Genomic DNA, 19,810 nt, shown 5'->3' with positions numbered 1-19,810 from the left:
GTGGTGGTCATTCGAAGGCTCCCAGCCGGTCGATGGCGGACTCCACGGCATTCCAGGCGGTCTGTCCGAGACCGCAGATCGACGCGTCCCGCATCACCCCTCCGACGTCCCGCAGCAGCGCGACATCGGCCGCCGCCTCGGCGCCCACACGGTCCGCGATCCGGTGCAGCGCCTCCTCCTGGCGTACGGTCCCGACCCGGCACGGCACGCACTGGCCGCACGACTCGTCGCGGAAGAACTCCGCGATCCGCAGCAGGACGCGGGGCAGCCCGACCGTCTCGTCGAGCACCAGGACCACCCCCGAGCCGAGCGTCGTGCCGGCCGCGCGGGTGCCCTCGAAGGTCAGCGGGATGTCCAGCTCGTCGCCCCGGACGAAGCCGCCCGCCGCGCCGCCGAGCAGCACCGCGCGCAGTGTGCGCCCCTCGGGGACACCGCCCGCCAGCTCCAGCAGCTCACGCAGCGTCGCGCCGAACGGCAGCTCGTAGACGCCGGGGCGGCGCACGGTGCCCGAGACGCAGAACAGCTTGGTGCCGGTCGAGGTGCCGGTGCCGGTCGCCGCGTAGGCGGCGGCGCCGTGCTCCAGGATCGGCAGGACGTTGAGCAGCGTCTCGACGTTGTTGACGGCGGTCGGCTTGCCGAACAGCCCCTTCTCGACCGGGAAGGGCGGCTTGCTGCGCGGCTCGCCGCGCCTGCCCTCGATCGAGTTGAAGATCGCGGTCTCCTCGCCGCAGATGTACGCGCCCGCGCCCCGCCGGATCTCGATGTCGAACGCGAAGCCCTGCCCGAGCACGTCGGGACCGAGCAGCCCGCGGCCGCGCGCCTGCCCGATCGCGTGCTCCAGCCGGCGCAGCGCGCGCGGGTACTCACCGCGCAGATACAGGAACCCGCGGTGCGCGCCGACCGCGTAGCCGGCGATGGTCATCGCCTCGACCAGCGCGTACGGGTCGCCCTCCATCAGCACCCGGTCCTTGAACGTGCCGGGCTCGCTCTCGTCCGCGTTGCACACCAGGTAGTGCGTGCGCTCCGGCTGCCGGGCCGTGGCGTCCCACTTGCGGCCGGTCGGGAACGCGGCGCCGCCGCGGCCGACGAGCCCGGCCTCGAGCACTTCGCGGATGACGGCGGCCGGGCCCAGGGAGAAAGCGCGGCGCAGTGCGGCGTAGCCGCCGTTGGCGCGGTAGTCGTCGAGGTCGGTCGGGTCGACGACGCCGACCCGTCGGAGCAGGACGAGGCCGTCGCCACCCGCCTGGGGTACGGCCGAGGATTCGGCCGGCTCGCCCGGGGCCGCCTCCGGTGCGAGGGTGGCGGCCGCCACGCTCTTCGCTGTCGCGGGGGCGATCACGGCGGTCGCGTACCGCTGGGGGGCGCCTGCGGCGGGCTCTTCCCCCACCCCGCCCCTTCCCGCAACCAGGGGCTCCGCCCGTGGACCCCGGTCCTCAAACTCCCCCGGAATCCGTGCGGGGGGACCCCCAGCGGCTGGCATGCCTGCCTGGAGCACCAGCGTCGCCGGAGCCCGCTCGCACAGCCCCAGGCAGGGGCTCGGCTGCCACACCACCCCGTCCCTCGCCTGGCCCGCAGGGCCGAGGCGGGTCTCCACCCCTGCGACCAGCGCGGCGGCCCCGCGTGTCTCGCACGCGAGGTCCGTGCAGACGTGCAGGACCCGCGCCGGGCGCGGTTTGACGGAGAACATGGCGTAGAAGGTGGCGACGCCGTAGCCCTCGGCAGGAGGAACCGTCAGCCGGCGGCAGATGTAGTCGAGGGCGCCCTCGCTGAGCCAGCCGATGCGGTCGTTGACGGCGTGCAGTGCCGGGAGCAGCTGGTCCCGGTGGTCGCGGGCCTCGTGGCCGCCTCGGGCCCAGCGCAGATCGTCCTCGGTGCGCTCGCCGCCGTCCCAGCCGTTCAGCGGCGGGCCGAGCAGCGCGTCGACGGCGGCCCGCTCCTCGTCGGTGGGCTTCGCGTCCGTGAAACGCAGATCCATCACGCCACCGCCAGTTTCTCGATACGGATGGCCGTGGCCTTGTACTCGGCGGTGCCCGCGATCGGGCAGGTCGCCTCGATGGTGAGCTGGTTGGTGTCCACCTCGTCCGGGAAGTGCATCGTCATGAAGGCGAGCCCGGAGCGCAGCCCCGGGTCGATCCAGACGGGCGCGGTGACCGCGCCGCGCCGGGAGCTGATCGTCACGTCCTCGCCGGCCGCGACGCCGTACCGCGCCGCGTCCTCCGGTGACAGCTCGATGTACTCGCCGCGCCGCAGCGGGGAGGCGAAACCGCTGCTCTGCACGCCGGTGTTGTAGGAGTCGAGGCGGCGGCCCGTGGTCATCCTGATCGGGAAGAGCTCGTCGAGGACGTCGACGGGCGGGGAGTGCTTGACGGCGCCGAACGGCGCCGCCCTGCCGCGTTTGCCGGGGTCCTTCTCCCACAGCCGGCCGTGCAGGAACGGCGGCTCCACGCGGTCCTCGGAGGGGCAGGGCCACTGGATGCCCTGGAGCTCCTCCAGCCTTCCGTACGTCATGCCGAAGTGATCGGGGGACAGGGCGCGGAGTTCGTTCCAGACCTCTTCGGAGTCGGTGTACTTCCAGTCGTGGCCGAGCCGGGCGGCCAGGTCGCAGATGATCGCGATGTCGTCGCGGGCCTCGCCGGGCGGGGTGATGGCCTTGCGGACCCGCTGGACGCGGCGTTCGCTGTTGGTGGCCGTGCCGTCGGTCTCGCACCAGGCGGCGGAGGCGGGCAGCACGACGTCGGCCAGTTCGGCGGTCTTGGTCAGGAAGATGTCCTGCACGACCAGGTGGTCCAGGGAGCCGAGGCGGGCGATGGTGTGCTCGCAGTCGGCCTCGGACTGGGCGGGGTTCTCACCGATGCAGTAGACGGCGCGCAGGGTGCCGCGTTCGATCGCGTCGAGCATCTTGGTGAGGTTGAGCCCGATGCGGGGCTGGATGACGGTGTTCCAGGACGCCTCGAACTTCGCCCGGGTCCGCGGTTCCAGGAGGTCCTGGAAGCCGGGGAGCTTGTCGGGGATGGCGCCCATGTCGCCGCCGCCCTGGACGTTGTTCTGGCCGCGCAGCGGCTGGCAGCCGGAGCCGTAGCGGCCGACATGGCCGGTCAGCAGCGACAGGTTGATCAGGGCGCGGACGTTGTCGGTCGCGTTGTGATGCTCGGTGATGCCCAGCGTCCAGCAGAGCTGGGCGCGCTCCGCGGTGGCGTACGCGTGGGCCAGTTCGCGGATCGCCTCGGCGGGTACGCCGGTGACCTGTTCCGCGACGGCGAGGGTCCAGGGCTCGACCTCGGCCGCGTACTCCTCGTAGCCGCTGGTGGCGCGTTCGACGAACGCGGTGTTGGCGAGCCCGGCGTGGATGATCTCGCGGCCGACGGCGTGCGCGAGCGGGATGTCGGTACCGACGTTCAGCCCCAGCCAGCGGTCGGCCCATTCGGCGGTGCTGGTGCGGCGCGGGTCGACCGCGTACATCCGGGCGCCGTTGTGGATGCCCTTCAGCACGTGCTGGAAGAAGATCGGGTGCGCGAAGCGGGCGTTGGAGCCCCACATCAGGATCAGGTCGGTCTCCTCGACCTCCTGGTACGAGGAGGTGCCGCCGCCGGAGCCGAAGGCGGCGGACAGGCCCGCGACGCTCGGCGCGTGGCAGGTGCGGTTGCAGGAGTCGACGTTGTTGGTGCCCATCACCACGCGGGTGAACTTCTGGGCGACGTAGTTCATCTCGTTGGTGGACCGGGCGCAGGAGAACATCCCGAAGGCGTCCGGGCCGTGCGTCCCGGTCGCGCGGGCGAACCCGGCCGCTGCCCGGTCCAGCGCCTCGTCCCAACCGGCCCGGCGGAGCACGCCGTTCTCGCGGACGAGGGGATGGGTGAGCCGGGCGTACTGCTTGGGCTTGCGGTCGCGGTTACGGCCGCGACCGCGGGTGGTGTCGGTCATGACGTGCTCCTGGACGTGGTCTGGGCGAGCAGATCGGCGACGGCGTGGACGGCGCGGAGCGTGGGCACCGGAGTGTCCGTCAGCGCGGCGAGTTCGACGACGGCGGCGAGCAGGACATCGAGTTCGAGGGGTTTGCCGCGCTCCAGGTCCTGCAGCGTCGACGTCTTGTGGTCGCCGACGCGCTCGGCGCCCGCCATCCGGCGCTCGATGGAGATCTTGGGGCGGCAGCCCACCCGGGCCGCGACCTCCAGGGTTTCGCGCATCATCGTGACGACCAGCTCCCGGGTGTCGGGGTGGCGGCAGATCTGCGCCATGGTGGCCCGGGACAGCGCGCTGATCGGGTTGAACGAGATGTTGCCGAGCAGCTTGATCCAGATGTCGTTGCGCAGATCCGGCTCCACCGGGCACTTCAGACCGCCGGACCGCATGGCCTCGCTGAAGTCCAGACAGCGCCGCGACACGGTCATGTCCGGCTCGCCGATGGAGAACCTGGTGCCCTCCAAGTGCCGGACCACGCCCGGTGCTTCGAGTTCGGTGGCGGCGTAGACGACGCATCCGATGGCGCGCTCGGGCGGCAGCACCGCGCTGACGGCGCCGCCCGGGTCGACGCTCGCGATGCGCTGGCCGGTGTGCGCGCCGGGCAGCCGGTGGAAGTACCACCAGGGGATGCCGTTCTGGGCGGCGATGACCGCGGTGCCGTCGTGCAGCAGCGGATTCACCAATGCGCCGCAGTCCGCGTAGGAGTTGGCCTTCAGTCCGAGGAAGACGTAGTCGACAGGGCCGATCGAGGCGGGGTCGTCGGTCGCGGCGGGGCGGGCGGTGAAGTCCCCGCGCGGACTGAGCACCCGGACGCCGTCCTGCCGCATGGCAGCCAAATGGGGTCCGCGGGCGATGAGATGGACCTCGGCGCCCGCTCGGTGGAGCGAGGCTCCGACGAAGGCGCCGATGGCCCCGGCACCGACTACAGCGACTTTCACCAGCTGGCTCCGTTCAGTTGATGGAGCTCTCTATTCGGTCGACAGAATATTGTCTACAGTATGCCTTTCGAAGGGGTCAAGAGCCCTGCGTGTCCTCGACCCATCAGGAGGCGGTATGACCGCGCCCGGTACGGAGATCGCCCAACACGCCCCGCCCCACGACGGTATGGCCTGGTCGCAGGCGCGCCGCAGCGCCGAGCTCGCCGCCGTCCCGCTGGAGCCCTTCGCCGTTCCGCTGCGGCGGGCGCGCGGCCTGGCGCTCGCCGAACCGCTGCCGGCCGGGCTGCCGCTGCCCGGTTTCGACACCGCCGCCATGGACGGCTACGCCGTCTGCGGCCCAGGACCCTGGCACGTCATCGGCCGCGCGGCGGCCGGCCGCAGCCCCTCCGTTCCGGCGCTCGGCCCCGGACAGGCCGTCGAGATCGCGACCGGCGCCCAGGTGCTCCCCGGTACGGCGGCGGTCCTGCCGTACGAGCGGGCGCACCGCAGCGGTGAGTACGTGAGCGGCCCGGCCGAGCCGGGCCGGCACATCCGCCGCCGCGGCGAGGAGTGCGCCGAGGGCCGCGAGGTGCTCCCGGCCGGGACGCTGATCACCCCGGCCGCGCTGGGCCTCGCCGCGAGCGTCGGCTGCGACACCCTCACCGTGCACCGCAGGCCTCGCGTGGCCCTGCTGGTGACCGGTGACGAGGTGGTCCGCCACGGCATCCCGCCCGCCGGCCGGGTCCGCGACGCACTCGGCCCGCTGCTGCCGGGGCTCGTCGACTGGCTGGGCGGCATCGCGCAGCCGCCCACGTACCTCCCCGACGGCCGGGCGCCGCTGTCGTCGGCGCTCGCCCGCTCCCGCGGCGCCGTCGACGTCATCGCCGTGTGCGGCGCCTCCTCGCGCGGACCCGCCGACCATCTGAGGCCGGTGCTGCGGGAGTTCGGCGCGGACTTCCTGGTCGACGGCGTCGCCTGCCGTCCCGGGCATCCGCAGCTGCTGGCCCGGCTGCCCGGTGAGGGCGCGCTGGTGGTCGGACTGCCCGGCAATCCGTACGCCGCCCTCGCCGCCGCGCTGACGCTGCTCGCCCCGGTCCTCACCCGGCTCGCAGGCCGCATCCCGCGGCCGCCGGAGCACGGTGTGCTCACCGGCCCCGTCCGCCGGCGCCCGCACGAGACCCGGCTGCTGCCGGTCACGGTCGTCTCCGGTCGCGCCACCCCCGTCGGCCACGACCGTCCCGGACTCCTCTGGGGCGCCGCGGCCGCCGACGCCCTCGCGGTCCTGCCGCCGGGAGGGGAAACTGAGGCCGGACGCGTCGAACTGCTCGCGCTGCCACGGTAGGTGGGGGCGGGTTCGCAGGTGTGAAGAGCGTCACTGCGGGTTCCTGACATCCACAGGATGTACTCAGTAGACTGTAGACGAAAACCAATTCGTCGGGCCCGTGCTCCAGGTACGAGCCGCTCAGGAGGGTGGGGCGATGCTGTCCACAGGACTGCCGCAGGGGGCGGTGCCCAAGCTGGAACGCCCCGGCCCGCTGCGCGAGCGCGTGTACGACGCCCTGCTCGAACTCATCACGACCCGCACCCTGCGCCCCGGCCAGCACCTCGTCGAGACCGAACTCGCCAGCCACCTCGGCGTGTCCCGGCAGCCCGTACGCGAGGCGCTGCAGCGGCTCAACACCGAGGGCTGGGTGGACCTGCGGCCCGCTCAGGGCGCCTTCGTGCACGAGCCCACCGAGGAGGAGGCCGACCAGCTGCTGGTCGTGCGCGCCCTCCTGGAGACCGAGGCGGCGCGGCTGGCCGCGGCCAACGCCCCGGCCAAGGGGCTCACCCGGCTCGTCGAGCTGTGCGAGGAGGGCGAGCAGGCCGTGGCGGACGACGAGGTCGACGCCGTCGTCGCCGCCAACGCCGCGTTCCACGCGTACGTCATGACGCTCGCGGGCAATGCCGTGCTGGCCGAACTCGCCGCGCAGGTCGACCGCAGGGTCCGCTGGTACTACACCCCCATCGCGCGCACCCGCGGTATCCAGTCCTGGCACGAGCACCGCGAGCTGATAGACGCGATCGCCGCCCGCGACGAGGTCCGCGCCCAGCAGGTCATGCGCGTCCACACGGAGCACACCCGCACCTCGTACCACCAGCGCGCCGACACGGCCTGATCCAGGAACGCGAGAGACGACATGAGCGAGCAGCCGACCGCCGAGGGCGCCTTCGTCGCCGACGAGGACGTCATGACGCGACTGCTGTATCTGCGCGGCAGCATCGACAATCTCGACGCGGCCCTGGTGCACCTGCTCGCCGAGCGGTTCAAGTGCACCCAGCAGGTCGGCGAGTTGAAGGCCGCCCACGACCTGCCGCCTGCCGACCCGGCCCGGGAGGCCGCCCAGATCGCCCGGCTGCGCAAACTGGCCGAGGACGCCCGGTTGGACCCGGCCTTCGCCGAGAAGATGCTGAACTTCATCATCGGCGAGGTCGTGCGACACCACAAAGTGATCGCCGGGCGCTCTGCCGCGGGCGACGCGGCCACGGGGTCCTGACCCCCAGGGATTACGCGTTCGCGGCCGACCGGGGAGAAGGATCCCTGGCCGGCCGCGTCCTCTACGCCATCTCGCGGCTGATGGGCCGTGGGTTCGGCTGGATCTTCCGCAGCGGCCGCCGGCCCGGCTGCCGCAGCAGCAGGGTGATGGCCGCGGCGAGCAGGCTGATGCCGCCGGCCAGCGCGTACGCGCCGTTGTAGCCCCAGTCGTCGACCACCATCGACCCCAGACCGCCACCGAACAGGCCGCTGACCAGCTTTCCGCTGTAGACCAGTCCGTAGTTGGAGGCGTTGTAGTTCTCGCCGAAGTAGTCCGGGGTCAGCGCCGCGAACATCGGGTAGAACGCCCCGCCGCCGAAGCCCGACAGGAACGCGAAGACCAGGAACAGCCACTCGCTGTGCATGGTGCCGGCCCAGATCACCCCGAACTGCGCCAGGCCCAGGACGAGAATGACGAAGAACAGCGTCTGCTTGCGGCCCCACAGGTCGGAGAGCCACCCCACGAACGCCCGGCCGACGCCGTTCACGACGGACATGACACCCATCGACGAGGCCGCGACCAGCGGGCCGAAGCCCACCTCCTTGGCGTAGTCCACCTGGAACGAGATGCCGAAGATCGACACCCCCGCGGTCATGACGAGGGCGACCCACATCAGCGGGAGCACACCGGTCCTGAGGGCCTCCTTCGGTGTGAACTGCTTCACCGCGGGCGGGTTCTTGGCCAGGCTCCTCGCGCTGCGCTGGTTGCCGGTGCAGCTCAGCGGGTCGATGTCCGCCGGCCACCAGTTCTTCGGCGGGTCCTTGAAGAACCAGGCGCAGATCGCCACGACGACCAGTACGTACACGCCGATCAGGTCCAGTACCTCGTTGAAGTTACCGGTGTCGAAGGCGTAGTTGAAGATGAAGATGAAGGGCAGCGCGCCATAGGCGAAGCCGCCGTTGACGAACCCCGTCTTCGCACCACGCCGTTCGGGGAACCACTTGCCGACCATGTTGATGCAGGTGGCGTAGATCAGACCGGAGCCGAGACCTCCGATGACGCCGAACCCGCAGATCGCCAGGAAGACGTTGTCCAGATGCGCGAGTGCGACGAACCCGACGAAGCACAGGGCCGCGCCGAGGAACATGGCCCTGCGGGCGGTCAGAATGCCCTTCTCCCGCATCCATCCCGCCGGGAAGGCGATTCCCGCCTGGAAGAAGACCCAGACGCTCAGGATCCAGAAGGTGTTGCTCTGCGTCCAGCCGTGCGCCTCGGAGAGGGTGTCCTCCGCCGAACCGTACGCGTACTCGGACACGCTGATGGCCATCATCGCTATCCATGGCAGGTAGACCATGAACTTGCGTGGCAGGCCCAGGATGTCCCGGTCGGTCTCACCCACCCGGTAGACCCGCCCGTTGCCGTCCATCACCTCTCTGTACGCGGTCGACGTCGCCTTTGACGTTCCTGTCATCTCACTCCCCTTGCTTCGAAAGAGACTGGCCAGCGCCCCCTGGACGGTTCTCTTCGTGCTCTTGGGGCGGGTCCTGCCGAGCGGCTCGCCCAGCAGGACCCGTCGTCACCGTTGCGGTCGTGTCGTCGGAGCCCGTCTGTGTGAAGTCGTCCATGGCCCGGTGGTGCTCAGCCGGGCGGCAGCAACCCCGCAGCCCGCGCCCACTGGTACTTGGCGCCGAGCGCCGCGACCGGCTGCTCAGTGGTGTAGGGGTACGCGACGACGCCGCGCTCGAAGAGGTAGGCGCACGCCGCCTCGACCTCGGTGTCACCGGCGAGCGAGGCCACCACCGGCTTGTGGATGCCCTTGGCGCGCCCCTCGGCGACCACCCGCGCGGTCAGTTCCGCGAAGACCATCGGCGGGGTGACGATGGTGTGCCAGTAGCCCAGGATCAGGGCATGGATCCGGGGGTCCTCCAGACCGAGGCGGATCGTCGCCTCGTACGTGGAGGGCGGCTCGCCCCCGGTGATGTCGATCGGGTTGCCGGCCGCGCCGAACGGCGGGATGAACGCCTTGAACGCGGTGTCCAGGTCCGGCGGGATCTCCATCAGCTTCAGACCGTGGTCCACGCACGCGTCGGACAGCAGTACGCCGGAGCCGCCCGCGCCCGTGATGATGACGACGTTGTCGCCCTGCGGCGGCGGCAGCACCGGCAGCGCCCGCGCGTACTCGAGCATGTCCCGCAGGCCCGGCGCCCTGATCACCCCGGCCTGGCGCAGGATGTCGTCGTAGACCTTGTCGTCGCCCGCCAGCGCCCCGGTGTGCGATCCGGCCGCTTTCGCGCCCGCCGAGGTCCGGCCCGCCTTGAGCACCACGACCGGCTTCTTCGGCACGGTCGCGCGCGCCGCCGCGACGAACGCCCGGCCGTCCTTGAGGTCCTCCAGGTGCATCGCGATGCACTGGGTGTTGGGGTCCTCGCCGAAGTACGTGAGCAGGTCGTCCTCGTCGATGTCGGACTTGTTGCCGAGTCCGACGATCGCCGAGACACCGGTGTTGGTGGAGCGGGCGAAGCCCAGGATGGCCATCCCGATGCCGCCGCTCTGCGAGGTCAGGGCGACACCGCCCTTGACGTCGTAGGGCGTGCAGAAGGTGGCGCACAGGTCGTGCCACGTCGAGTAGTAGCCGTAGATGTTCGGGCCCAGGATGCGCACCCCGTACCGCTGGGCGATGGCCACGATCTCGTCCTGCAGCGCCTCCTCGCCGGTCTCGGCGAAGCCCGAGGGGATGAGGACGGCGTTCGGTATGCCCTTGCGGCCGACCTCCTCCAGGGCTGCGGCGACGAACTTCGCCGGGATCGCGAAGACCGCGACATCGACCTCCCCGGGCACGTCCAGGACGCTGCCGTACGCCTTGCGGCCCAGGATGTCGTCGGCTTTCGGGTTCACCGGATGAATATCCCCCGCGAAGCCCCCGTTGATCAGGTTCTTCATCACGGAGTTACCGATCTTGCCGTCCTCCGACGAGGCGCCGATCACCGCCACCGCGGCCGGCTTCATCAGCCGGCCCATCGACTCCAGGATCGCCTCCCGGGTGAACTGCGGCCGCCGCACGGCCGGTTCGGACTCCAGGATGATCCGGATGTCGGCCGCGGTGGCGCCTTCCGGTGTGGCGAAGACCGGGTTGAGGTCGACTTCGGCGATCTCCGGGAAGTCGTTCACCAGGTCGGAGACCCGGCGCAGCATCCCGGTCAGCGCCGCGCGGTCCACCGCGGGCGCGCCGCGTACCCCGCGCAGAACCGCCGCGGCGGCGATCGAGTCCAGCATCGAGGCGGCCTCGGTGTCGTCCAGCGGCGCGAGCCGGAACGTCACGTCCTTGAGCACCTCGACGAGCACCCCGCCGAGACCGAAGGCGACGATCTTGCCGAACGTCGGGTCGGTGGTGGCCCCGACGATCACCTCCTGGGCGCCGGACGGCAGCATCTGCTGCACCTGTACGCCGAGGATCCGCGCTTCCGGGTCGTACTTCCTGGCGTTGCCGACGATGGTGCTGTACCCCGAGCGCACCGCCGCCGTGGAGTCCACGCCGACGAGGACGCCGCCGGCCTCCGTCTTGTGCAGGATGTCCGGCGAGACGATCTTCAGTACGACGGGGAAGCCCATCCGGTCGGCCAGCGCCACCGCGTCGTCGCAGGTGGTGGCGAGTGCCTCGGCGGGCGTCGCGATGCCGTACGCGTCGGTGACCCGCTTGCCCTCGGGGGCGGTCAGCGCGGTGCGGCCCTCGGCGCGGGCGCCGTCCAGCACCGCGCGGACGACCGCGCTCTCGTACGTGTACTGGTGTGCGGAGTCCGTCATCAGATCACCCCGGTCGACTTGAGAAGTGCCAGTTCCTCGTGGCCCAGGCCGAGTTCGGCGATGTAGACCTGTTCGTTGTGCTGGCCTAGCAGCGGTGAGGTCGTGATGTCCACGGGGGAGTCGGAGAGCTTCAACGGGCTGCCGACGGTGGTGAACGTGCCGCGTTCCGGATGCTCGACGCGCACGATCATCTCGTTGGCGATGAGGCTCTCGTCCTCGATGATCTCCTTGGTGGAGAGGATCGGGCCGCACGGAATGCCGTGCGCGTTGAGCTCCTCCAGGACCCGCAGCTTCGGCAGGGTGCTGGTCCACTCCTCGATGAGCTGGAACATCTTGCCGAGCTTGGGCAGCCGGGATTCCGGCGTGGCCCACTCGGGGTCCGCGACCAGCTCCGGCCGGCCGATCAGCCCGGCGATGGGCGCCCATCCCGGTGGCTGCACGATGACGTACACGTAGTCGTTGGGCCCGCCGGGCGCGCACTTGACCGCCCAGCCCGGCTGGCCGCCGCCGCTGGCGTTGCCGGAGCGGGGCACGTCGTCGCCGAAGTCCTCATTGGGGTACTCGGCGAGCGGGCCGTGCTCCAGCCGCTGCTGGTCGCGGAGTTTGACGCGGCACAGGTTGAGCACGGCGTGCTGCATGGCCACATTGACCCGCTGGCCGCGTCCGGTGGTGGTGCGCTGCAGCAGAGCGGCGAGGATGCCGGCGACGGCGTGGATGCCGGTACCCGAGTCACCGATCTGCGCGCCGGTGGCCAGCGGCGGGCCGTCCTCGAAGCCGGTGGTGCTCATCGAGCCGCCCATCGCCTGGGCCACCACTTCGTACGCCTTGAAGTTGGTGTACGGGCCGTCGCCGAACCCCTTGATGGAGGCGTAGACGATCTGCGGGTTGATCTCCTGGATGCGCTCCCAGGTGAAGCCCATCCGGTCCACCGCGCCCGGTCCGAAGTTCTCCACCAGGACGTCCGAGCGGGCGATGAGCTCGGTGAGGATCTCCTTGCCGCGGGCGGACTTGGTGTTGAGGGTGATGCTGCGCTTGTTGCAGTTGAGCATCGTGAAGTAGAGGCTGTCGACGTCCGGCAGGTCCCGCAGCTGCTTGCGGGTGATGTCGCCGGTCGGTGCCTCGACCTTGACGACGTCCGCGCCGAGCCAGCCGAGCAGCTGGGTCGCGGAGGGGCCGGACTGGACGTGGGTCATGTCCAGGACGCGGACGCCTTGAAGTGCTTTCGTCATGATCGCCACCTCACTTGTACATGGTCTGGTTCATGGTTCCGGGGGCGTACGCGTCCGGGTCGACCCAGACGTTGATCAGTGACGGCTTGCCCGACTCGCGGGCGCGCTGCAGCGCGGGAGCGATGTCCGCGGGGTCGCGGACCTCCTCGCCGTAGCCGCCGAGCATCTGGGCGAACTTGTCGTAGTGCACATCGCCGAGGGTGTTGCCGATCCGCTCGCGCTCCAGGCCGTACTTGGCGGCCTGGCCGTAACGGATCTGGTTCATCGAGGAGTTGTTGCCGACGATCCCGACGAAGGGCAGGTTGTAGCGGACCAGCGTCTCGAAGTCCCAGCCGGTCAGGGAGAACGCGCCGTCGCCGAAGAGCGCGACGACCTCCTTGTCGGGGCGGGCCTGCTTGGCGGCCAGCACGAACGGGATGCCGACGCCGAGGGTGCCCAGCGGGCCGGGGTCCATCCAGTGGCCGGGCGACTTGGGCTGTACGACCTGGCCGGAGAAGGTGACGATGTCGCCGCCGTCGCCGATGTAGATCGAGTCCTCGGTCAGGAAGTCGTTGATCTCGCTGACCAGCCGGTAGGGGTGGATGGGGGAGGCGTCGGAGCGCAGCTGCGGCAGCCGCTTCTCGATGGCCTTCGCCTCCACCGCCCGCAGTTCGTCCAGCCACTCCTTGCGCCGGGCCGCCCCGCCGTTGAGCCGCCCGGACGCCGCCTGGGTGGCGGCGGCCAGGATGAGGCCCGCGTCGCCGACGATGCCGAGGTCGATGTCACGGTTCTTGCCGACGGTCCGGTAGTCGAGGTCGATCTGCACGACGGTGGCGGTCGGCGACAGCCGCTTGCCGTACCCCATCCGGAAGTCGAAGGGCGTGCCCACGATGATGATGAGGTCGGCCTCGTTGAACGCGTAGCGCCGCGACAGCTGGAAGTGGTGCGGGTCGCCGGGCGGCAGGGTGCCGCGGCCCGCGCCGTTCATGTACGCGGGCACGTTGAGGGTGCGGACGAGGTCGATGGCGGGGTCGGTCGCGCGGGTCGTCCACACCTGGCTGCCGAGCAGCACGGCGGGCTTCTCCGAGTGCACCAGCAGGTCGGCGAGCTTCTCGATGGACTCCGGGTCGCCGATGCTGCGGGTCGAGGCCCGGTAGGCGCCGGCGGTGGGGATGCGGGCGGAGGAGAGCGGGACCTTGGCGTCCAGCACGTCGCGCGGTATCTCCAGGAACGACGGCCCCGGCGCCCCGTTGTAGCACTCGCGGAACGCCATGGAGACCATGTCGGCGGCGCGGGCGGTGTCGGGAACAGTGGCCGCGAACTTGGTGATCGGGGTCATCATGTCGACATGCGGGAGGTCCTGGAGCGACCCCATCTTGTGCTGGCTGAGCGCTCCCTGGCCGCCGATGAGCAGCATCGGGCTCTCCGCGCGGAAGGCGTTCGCCACGCCGGTGACGGCGTCGGTGGTACCGGGTCCCGCGGTGACCACCGCGCAGCCGGGCTTGCCGGTGACCCGGGCGTAACCGTCCGCGGCGTGAGCCGCGACCTGTTCGTGCCGGACGTCGATGACTTCGATGCCCTCGTCGACGCAGCCGTCGTAGATGTCGATGATGTGGCCGCCGCAGAGGGTGTAGATGACCTCGACGCCCTCCGCCTTGAGTGCTTTGGCTACGAGATGGCCACCGGAGATGAGTTCGGAAGTGCCGTCGGACATGGCGAGTTCAGTCCCTTCGCTGCACGCTTCTGTACATTGCATACAGGACACGAATACTGTATGCAGATGGTTATCCCCCATCAGCAAGTCGATGTCCAGGGGGTGTGCGCCGACTTTCTGCCTTCCCGTTTCCCGTGACCGCTTCGCAACCGCTTCATCGGAAGGTGCGTTGACGATGGACCTGTTCGAGTACCAAGCGCGTGAACTCTTCGCGCGGCACGGCGTCCCCGTGCTGGACGCGTACGTAGTGCGAGACCCGGAGGCCGCCCGTGCCGCGGCCGGCCGACTCGGTGGCCGGGCGGTGGTCAAGGCCCAGGTCAAGGCCGGTGGCCGCGGCAAGGCCGGGGGAGTGAAGCTCGCCGCCGATCCGCAGGAGGCGGTGGACCGGGCGGCTGACATCCTCGGGATGGACATCAAGGGCCACCGCGTGGGCGCCGTGATGCTGGCCGAACCCGCCGCGATCGAGGCGGAGTTCTACGTCTCGTACCTCCTCGACCGCACCCGGCGCACGTTTCTCGCCATCGCCTCCAGCGAGGGCGGCGTGGACATCGAGGAGGTCGCTGCCACCAGACCGCAGGCCGTGGCCACCGTTCCCATCGACGCGCAGGAGGGCGTCACCGAGGAGAAGGCCCGCGAGATCGCCGCCGCGGCCGGGCTGCCCCTCGCGGCCGTGCCCGTACTGCGGGCGCTGTGGCGGGTGTTCATCGCCGAGGACGCCCTGCTCGTCGAGGTGAACCCGCTGGTCCGCACCGCCGACGGCCGGATCGTCGCCCTCGACGGCAAGGTGACCCTCGACGACAACGCGCGCTTCCGGCACCCCGGGCACGCCGACTACGAAGCCGCCGACGACGGCGACCCGCTGGAGGCGGCCGCCCGGGCGAAGAACCTCAACTACGTCAAACTCGACGGCTCGGTGGGCGTCATCGGCAACGGCGCGGGGCTGGTGATGTCCACCCTGGACGTCGTCGCCCGGTGCGGCGCCGCGCCCGCCAACTTCCTCGACATAGGCGGCGGCGCCTCCGCCGCGATCATGGCCGACGGGCTGGGGATCATCCTCGGCGACCCGGACGTCACCTCCGTCTTCGTGAACGTCTTCGGCGGCATCACCGCCTGCGACGCCGTCGCCGACGGCATCGTCCAGGCGCTGGCGCACGTGGAGTTGACCAAGCCGCTGGTCGTCCGCCTGGACGGGAACAACGCCGAGCTCGGCCGCTCGATTCTCGACGCCGCCCGGCACCCGCTGGTGCGGCAGCTGGACACCATGGACGGCGCGGCCGCGAAGGCCGCCGAGCTGGCGACAGCCGGATAGGGACGGACCATCGTGGCGATCTTCCTCACCCAGCACAGCAAGGTCATCGTCCAGGGCATGACCGGCGCGCAGGGCACCGCGCACACCCGTCGGATGCTCGCGGCCGGCACCGACATCGTCGGCGGCGTGAACCCGCGCAAGGCCGGTACCAGCCTGCGGTTCGACGGTCGTACGGTGCCGGTCTTCGGCTCCGTGAAGGAGGCGATCGGCGCCACCGGAGCCGATGTCACCGTCGTCTTCGTCCCGCCGGCCTTCGTCAAGGACGCCGTCGACGAGGCGACCGACGCCGGCATCGCGCTCGCGGTCGTCATCACCGAAGGAGTGCCCGTCCACGACACGGTGGCCTTCCGCGCCCGCGCGGCCGCAGCCGGCACCCGCGTCATCGGCCCGAACTGCCCCGGTCTGATCACCCCCGGCCGCTCCAACGCCGGCATCATTCCGGCCGACATCACCACCGCGGGCCGCATCGGACTCGTCTCCAAGTCCGGCACGCTCACCTACCAGCTCATGTACGAGCTGCGCGACATCGGGTTCTCCACCGCCGTCGGCATCGGCGGCGACCCCGTCATCGGCACCACGCACATCGACTGCCTGCAGGCCTTCGAAGAGGACCCGGAGACCGATCTGATCGTCATGATCGGTGAGATCGGTGGCGACGCCGAGGAGCGGGCCGCGGAGTACATCAAGGCCCATGTGACGAAGCCGGTCGTCGGCTACGTCGCGGGCTTCACCGCCCCCGAGGGCAGGACCATGGGCCACGCGGGCGCCATCGTCTCCGGTTCGTCGGGCACCGCACAGGCGAAGAAGGAGGCCCTGGAGGCCGCGGGCGTCCAGGTCGGCAGGACCCCGTCGGAAACGGCGCGGCTCGCCCGCGGCCTGCTCGCATGAACAGCATCGACGGCCTCCTGTCGCGCAGAGCCGCCCTGGGTGTGGCGCTCACCCCACTTGACCCGAAGTCGAAGCTTCCCAGAACCCGGGTCGCTATCGTCGCGTGCATGGACGCCCGCCTGGGCGTCGAGACGATGTTCGGACTGCGGCCTGGCGACGCCCATGTCATCCGCAATGCGGGCGGATGCGTCAATGACGACACCCTCCACTCGCTGCGGTTGAGCCAGACTGTAGGCGGGACCAGTGAAATCCTGCTGGTACATCACGAGGACTGTGCGGCTCTCGGTGATCCCGCCGACGATCTACGGGTGTGTCTGATCCGGCTCCGTGACAACCAAGAGCTGCCCCATACCGATGTGGTGCGCGGCTTCGTCTACACGCGCGGTGGTGCGCTGCGCGAGATCCGCCCCGAACGAGCGGAGAACTGATGACCCTCATCCTCAAGCCCGGTACGGCCTGGTCGGACGCCTGGCGGCGTTGCGTCGAGGTCGCCCCCGAGGCGTTCCACGACGACCGCGTACTCAACTACTGGAACGGCCGGTGGCAGGCGGACGGCCGGCTGCTGCCGACCACCTCGCCCGTCGACGGTTCTCGCCTGGCCGCCCTCCCCCGATTGGACGCGGCCAGCGCCCATCTGGCGGTACAAGCCTCACTCGACCAGCACCGGGTGTGGCGGGAGGTGCCGCTCGCCGAGCGCAAGGCGCGCGTCAGCGCCACCCTGGACGCGCTCACCGAGCACCGCGAGCTGCTCGCGCTGCTGCTCGTGTGGGAGATCGGCAAGCCCTGGCGGCTCGCCCAGGCGGACGTGGACCGGGCCATCGACGGCGTGCGCTGGTACGTCGGCGAGATCGACCGGATGGTCGAGGGCCGGACCCCGCTGCCCGGGCCGGTCAGCAACATCGCCAGCTGGAACTACCCGATGAGCGTCCTGGTCCACGCGATGCTGGTGCAGGCGCTGGCCGGCAACGCCGTCATCGCCAAGACCCCCACCGACGGCGGTCTCGCCTGTCTCACCCTCGCCACCGCGCTGGCCGCCCGCGAGGGGCTGCCCGTCACGCTGGTCAGCGGCAGCGGCGGAGAGCTGTCCGAGGCGCTGGTCAGGGCTCCGGAGATCGGCTGCGTCTCGTTCGTCGGCGGCCGCGACGCGGGCGGCCGGGTCGCCGCCTCCGTCGCCGACCTCGGCAAGCGGCACATCCTGGAGCAGGAGGGGCTCAACGCCTGGGGCGTGTGGAACTACACCGACTGGCCCACCCTGACCGGCCACATCCGCAAGACCTTCGACTACGCCAAGCAGCGCTGCACCGCCTACCCGCGGTTCGTCGTGCAGCGCGAGACGTTCGACCAGTTCCTGACCGCGTACCTGCCGGGCGTCCAGGCCGTCACCTTCGGCCATCCGCTGGCCGTCGAGCACCCCGACGACGACCTGCCCGAGCTCGACTTCGGGCCGCTGATCAACGCGGCCAAGGCCAAGGAACTCGGCGATCTGGTCTCCGAGGCGATCAGCCGCGGCGCCGTCCCGCTGCACCACGGATCCCTCGCCGAGGGACGCTTCCTGCCCGGCCAGGACACCTCCGCCTACCTGCCGCCGGTCACCCTGCTCAACCCGCCTTCGACCTCGCCGCTGCACCACGCGGAACCGTTCGGCCCGGTCGACACCCTCGTCCTGGTCGACACCGAGGCCGAGCTGCTGGCCGCCATGAACGCCAGCAACGGCGCGCTGGTGGCGACCCTGGCCACCGACGACCAGGGCGCCTTCGACCGGCTGGCCCCGCAGATCAGGGCCTTCAAGGTCGGCCACAACAAGCCGCGTTCGCGCGGTGACCGCGAGGAGCTCTTCGGCGGCTTCGGCGCCTCCTGGCGCGGTGCCTTCGTCGGCGGCGAACTGCTGGTCCGCGCCGTCACCGAGGGAGCCGCCGACGAGCGGCTGCCCGGCAACTTCCCGGACTACCGGCTCCAGCCCAGCTGACCTCCGGCCGGTCCCCGGTGGTGACGGCGATCTCCGTCACCACCGGGGCCGGTCGCCGATCCCGTGGGGATCCCGGTCAGCCGATCCCCTGGTGATCGGCGAGCAGCGCGAAGTCGCGGTCCGCGGCCTCCGCGACCGTCCGTTCCACGGCCTGCTCCACCAGCGTGCGGTGCCGCTCCAGCGGCCTGCGCCGGTCCGGCGGCACGAGCAGCAGAAGATCGTCGAGACCGGCCAGCAGCCGCCGGGTGACCTGCGGGCTGGTGGTCGCGCACAGCCGGATCTCGGTGAAGCCCAGATCGACCAGATCGCCCCAGGACGGCAGGTCCTGCACCAGCCGCACCGTTCCCGACCGGTCGGTGTGGTGCACGGCGCCCAGCGGCCGGTCCGCCAACGCGGCCAGGAACTGCACGATCCGGTCCAGGCACTGCACGGCCGTCGTCGGATCGTTGATGGCGGACGACAGCGCCCGCAGCCCGATGTCCGCCAGCTGCCGCAGCCCGAACCCCAGATCCTGGTGGAACGTCCGCTCCACCCCCACCGACACCCCGGACCGCAGCAGCCGCACCGGCAGCTTGCCCTCACCGGCGCCGTGCACCGTCAGCAGCGGTGTCCCCGGCACCACGAAGTCCCCGATCCGCGGCACCAGCCGCAGCACCGTCCCGCCCCGCCGCGCGATCCGCGACAGTCGCGCGATGTCCACATCCCGCAGCACCCCGGCCCGCCCCCGGTGCGTGATCACCGAGACCGCGGGCGGCAGCGGCAGCGCCTCCTGCGCGGACCGCAGCGGATACGCCCCCAGCACCCGGAACGACTCCCGGGTGATCCGGTCAATCACATAGCTGATCCGCATCAGCCGGATCGTGGCGTTCACATACGCCACGAACAGCGCCAGGCTGATCAGCACCAGCAGCACCGCCGTCAGCAGCGTGAACACCGGCACGCTCGAGACCAGCTTGGGATCCTTCTCCCCGTCGTACGAGGCCTGGCCCACCAGCGAGAACAGGAACGTCGCGAGGAACACCGCGAACGTCCCCTTGGTGATCCGGCTGCGCACGTACAGCCGCACCACTCGTGGCGAGAACTGGCTGCTCGCCATCTGCAGCGCGACCAGCGAGATGCTGAAGACCACACCGATGAACGTCAGCATCGCCGAGCCCACCGTCGTCACGACCGACTTCGCGTCCTCCGCGATTTTGATCAACGACGTGACCGAGTCGTAGTCGCCCTTGTCCTGCAGCGCCCCGATCAGCCAGGCATCCAGCTCCCCGACCGCCCCCGCCAGTAGCAGCGCCCCGACCAGCCCCAGCGCGGGGGCGAACCAGAACGTGTCCCGCAGATGTTCCCGCAGCGGCGAAAGCGGGCGTGGCCTGCGACTTTCACGGTGCGTAACCGTAGGTGACATATCGCTCACACCCGGACCCTACGTCCTGTCGCCCCCCGAACCCGGGACCCCACCCGCACCCGCGCACAGCCCCATATGCAGGTGAGAACCACTCCGATTCCTTGGTATCGTTGTCCATGTCGCCGCGGG

At 70.8% G+C, this 19,810-nt stretch carries 15 protein-coding genes; 7 read left to right on the top strand and 8 right to left on the bottom strand.

Annotated features, from left to right (window positions below):
- Positions 1 to 7: 7 nt before the first annotated feature.
- The 3 genes from AC07DC_RS06100 to AC07DC_RS06090 are packed head-to-tail and all read right to left on the bottom strand — an operon-like array spanning position 8 to position 4,898.
- Positions 8 to 1,975 (bottom strand): NAD(P)H-dependent oxidoreductase subunit E, encoded by a 1,968-nt coding sequence (locus AC07DC_RS06100; RefSeq protein WP_478912227.1) that lies wholly within the window; start codon positions 1,973 to 1,975, stop codon positions 8 to 10.
- Entirely contained in the window at positions 1,975 to 3,921 is a 1,947-nt protein-coding gene (locus tag AC07DC_RS06095; protein ID WP_478912225.1) for a molybdopterin oxidoreductase family protein, read from the bottom strand. Before AC07DC_RS06095 ends, AC07DC_RS06100 begins: the two co-directional genes overlap by 1 nt.
- Complete coding sequence (locus AC07DC_RS06090; RefSeq protein ID WP_478912223.1) at positions 3,918 to 4,898, bottom strand: 2-dehydropantoate 2-reductase; 981 nt, start codon at positions 4,896 to 4,898, stop codon at positions 3,918 to 3,920. Before AC07DC_RS06090 ends, AC07DC_RS06095 begins: the two co-directional genes overlap by 4 nt.
- A 115-nt stretch (positions 4,899 to 5,013) precedes the next feature.
- Here AC07DC_RS06090 and AC07DC_RS06085 point away from each other — a divergent pair, with 115 nt between their 5' ends.
- The 3 genes from AC07DC_RS06085 (at position 5,014) to AC07DC_RS06075 (ending at position 7,414) form a co-directional block, all read left to right on the top strand.
- A complete protein-coding gene (locus tag AC07DC_RS06085; protein WP_478912221.1) occupies positions 5,014 to 6,219 on the top strand; it encodes a molybdopterin molybdotransferase MoeA in 1,206 nt (401 codons plus the stop codon).
- 136 nt (positions 6,220 to 6,355) lie between these two features.
- Positions 6,356 to 7,036, top strand: a complete 681-nt coding sequence (locus tag AC07DC_RS06080; RefSeq protein ID WP_478912219.1) for a GntR family transcriptional regulator — start codon at positions 6,356 to 6,358, stop codon at positions 7,034 to 7,036.
- Between the two features lie 21 nt (positions 7,037 to 7,057).
- A complete protein-coding gene (locus AC07DC_RS06075; protein ID WP_478912217.1) occupies positions 7,058 to 7,414 on the top strand; it encodes a chorismate mutase in 357 nt (118 codons plus the stop codon).
- Between the two features lie 61 nt (positions 7,415 to 7,475).
- On the opposite strand, the gene AC07DC_RS06070 is transcribed toward AC07DC_RS06075, so the two are convergent.
- The 4 genes from AC07DC_RS06070 to AC07DC_RS06055 all read right to left on the bottom strand — a co-directional run bounded on the left by AC07DC_RS06070 (position 7,476) and on the right by AC07DC_RS06055 (position 14,116).
- Positions 7,476 to 8,864 carry an OFA family MFS transporter gene (locus AC07DC_RS06070; RefSeq protein ID WP_478912215.1) on the bottom strand — a complete coding sequence of 463 codons (1,389 nt, stop codon included), beginning with the start codon at positions 8,862 to 8,864 and terminating at the stop codon, positions 7,476 to 7,478.
- Between the two features lie 167 nt (positions 8,865 to 9,031).
- Entirely contained in the window at positions 9,032 to 11,194 is a 2,163-nt protein-coding gene (locus AC07DC_RS06065) for an acetate--CoA ligase family protein (RefSeq protein WP_478912213.1), read from the bottom strand.
- Positions 11,194 to 12,423 (bottom strand): formyl-CoA transferase, encoded by a 1,230-nt coding sequence (frc, locus tag AC07DC_RS06060; protein WP_478912211.1) that lies wholly within the window; start codon positions 12,421 to 12,423, stop codon positions 11,194 to 11,196. Before frc ends, AC07DC_RS06065 begins: the two co-directional genes overlap by 1 nt.
- A gap of 10 nt (positions 12,424 to 12,433) precedes the next feature.
- A complete protein-coding gene (locus AC07DC_RS06055; RefSeq protein ID WP_478912209.1) occupies positions 12,434 to 14,116 on the bottom strand; it encodes a thiamine pyrophosphate-binding protein in 1,683 nt (560 codons plus the stop codon).
- Positions 14,117 to 14,291: 175 nt separating this feature from the next.
- On the opposite strand from AC07DC_RS06055, the gene sucC reads away from it, so the two are divergent.
- The 4 genes from sucC to AC07DC_RS06035 are packed head-to-tail and all read left to right on the top strand — an operon-like array spanning position 14,292 to position 18,279.
- On the top strand, positions 14,292 to 15,425 hold the full coding sequence (sucC, locus tag AC07DC_RS06050; protein ID WP_478912207.1) for an ADP-forming succinate--CoA ligase subunit beta: 1,134 nt from the start codon (positions 14,292 to 14,294) through the stop codon (positions 15,423 to 15,425).
- Between the two features lie 12 nt (positions 15,426 to 15,437).
- On the top strand, positions 15,438 to 16,313 hold the full coding sequence (gene sucD / locus AC07DC_RS06045) for a succinate--CoA ligase subunit alpha (protein WP_478912206.1): 876 nt from the start codon (positions 15,438 to 15,440) through the stop codon (positions 16,311 to 16,313).
- Positions 16,310 to 16,741, top strand: a complete 432-nt coding sequence (locus AC07DC_RS06040; protein ID WP_478912204.1) for a carbonic anhydrase — start codon at positions 16,310 to 16,312, stop codon at positions 16,739 to 16,741. The genes sucD and AC07DC_RS06040 overlap by 4 nt, the downstream gene beginning before the upstream one ends.
- Positions 16,741 to 18,279 (top strand): aldehyde dehydrogenase family protein, encoded by a 1,539-nt coding sequence (locus tag AC07DC_RS06035; protein WP_478912202.1) that lies wholly within the window; start codon positions 16,741 to 16,743, stop codon positions 18,277 to 18,279. The genes AC07DC_RS06040 and AC07DC_RS06035 overlap by 1 nt, the downstream gene beginning before the upstream one ends.
- 76 nt (positions 18,280 to 18,355) lie before the next feature.
- On the opposite strand, the gene AC07DC_RS06030 is transcribed toward AC07DC_RS06035, so the two are convergent.
- A complete protein-coding gene (locus tag AC07DC_RS06030; protein WP_478912200.1) occupies positions 18,356 to 19,681 on the bottom strand; it encodes a DUF2254 domain-containing protein in 1,326 nt (441 codons plus the stop codon).
- Positions 19,682 to 19,810: the final 129 nt, after the last annotated feature.

Source organism: Streptomyces sp. NPDC045021 (genome assembly GCF_056432645.1).
The sequence above is the reverse complement of the archived record's forward strand: the minus strand, read 5'-3'. Positions and strand labels throughout refer to the sequence as shown.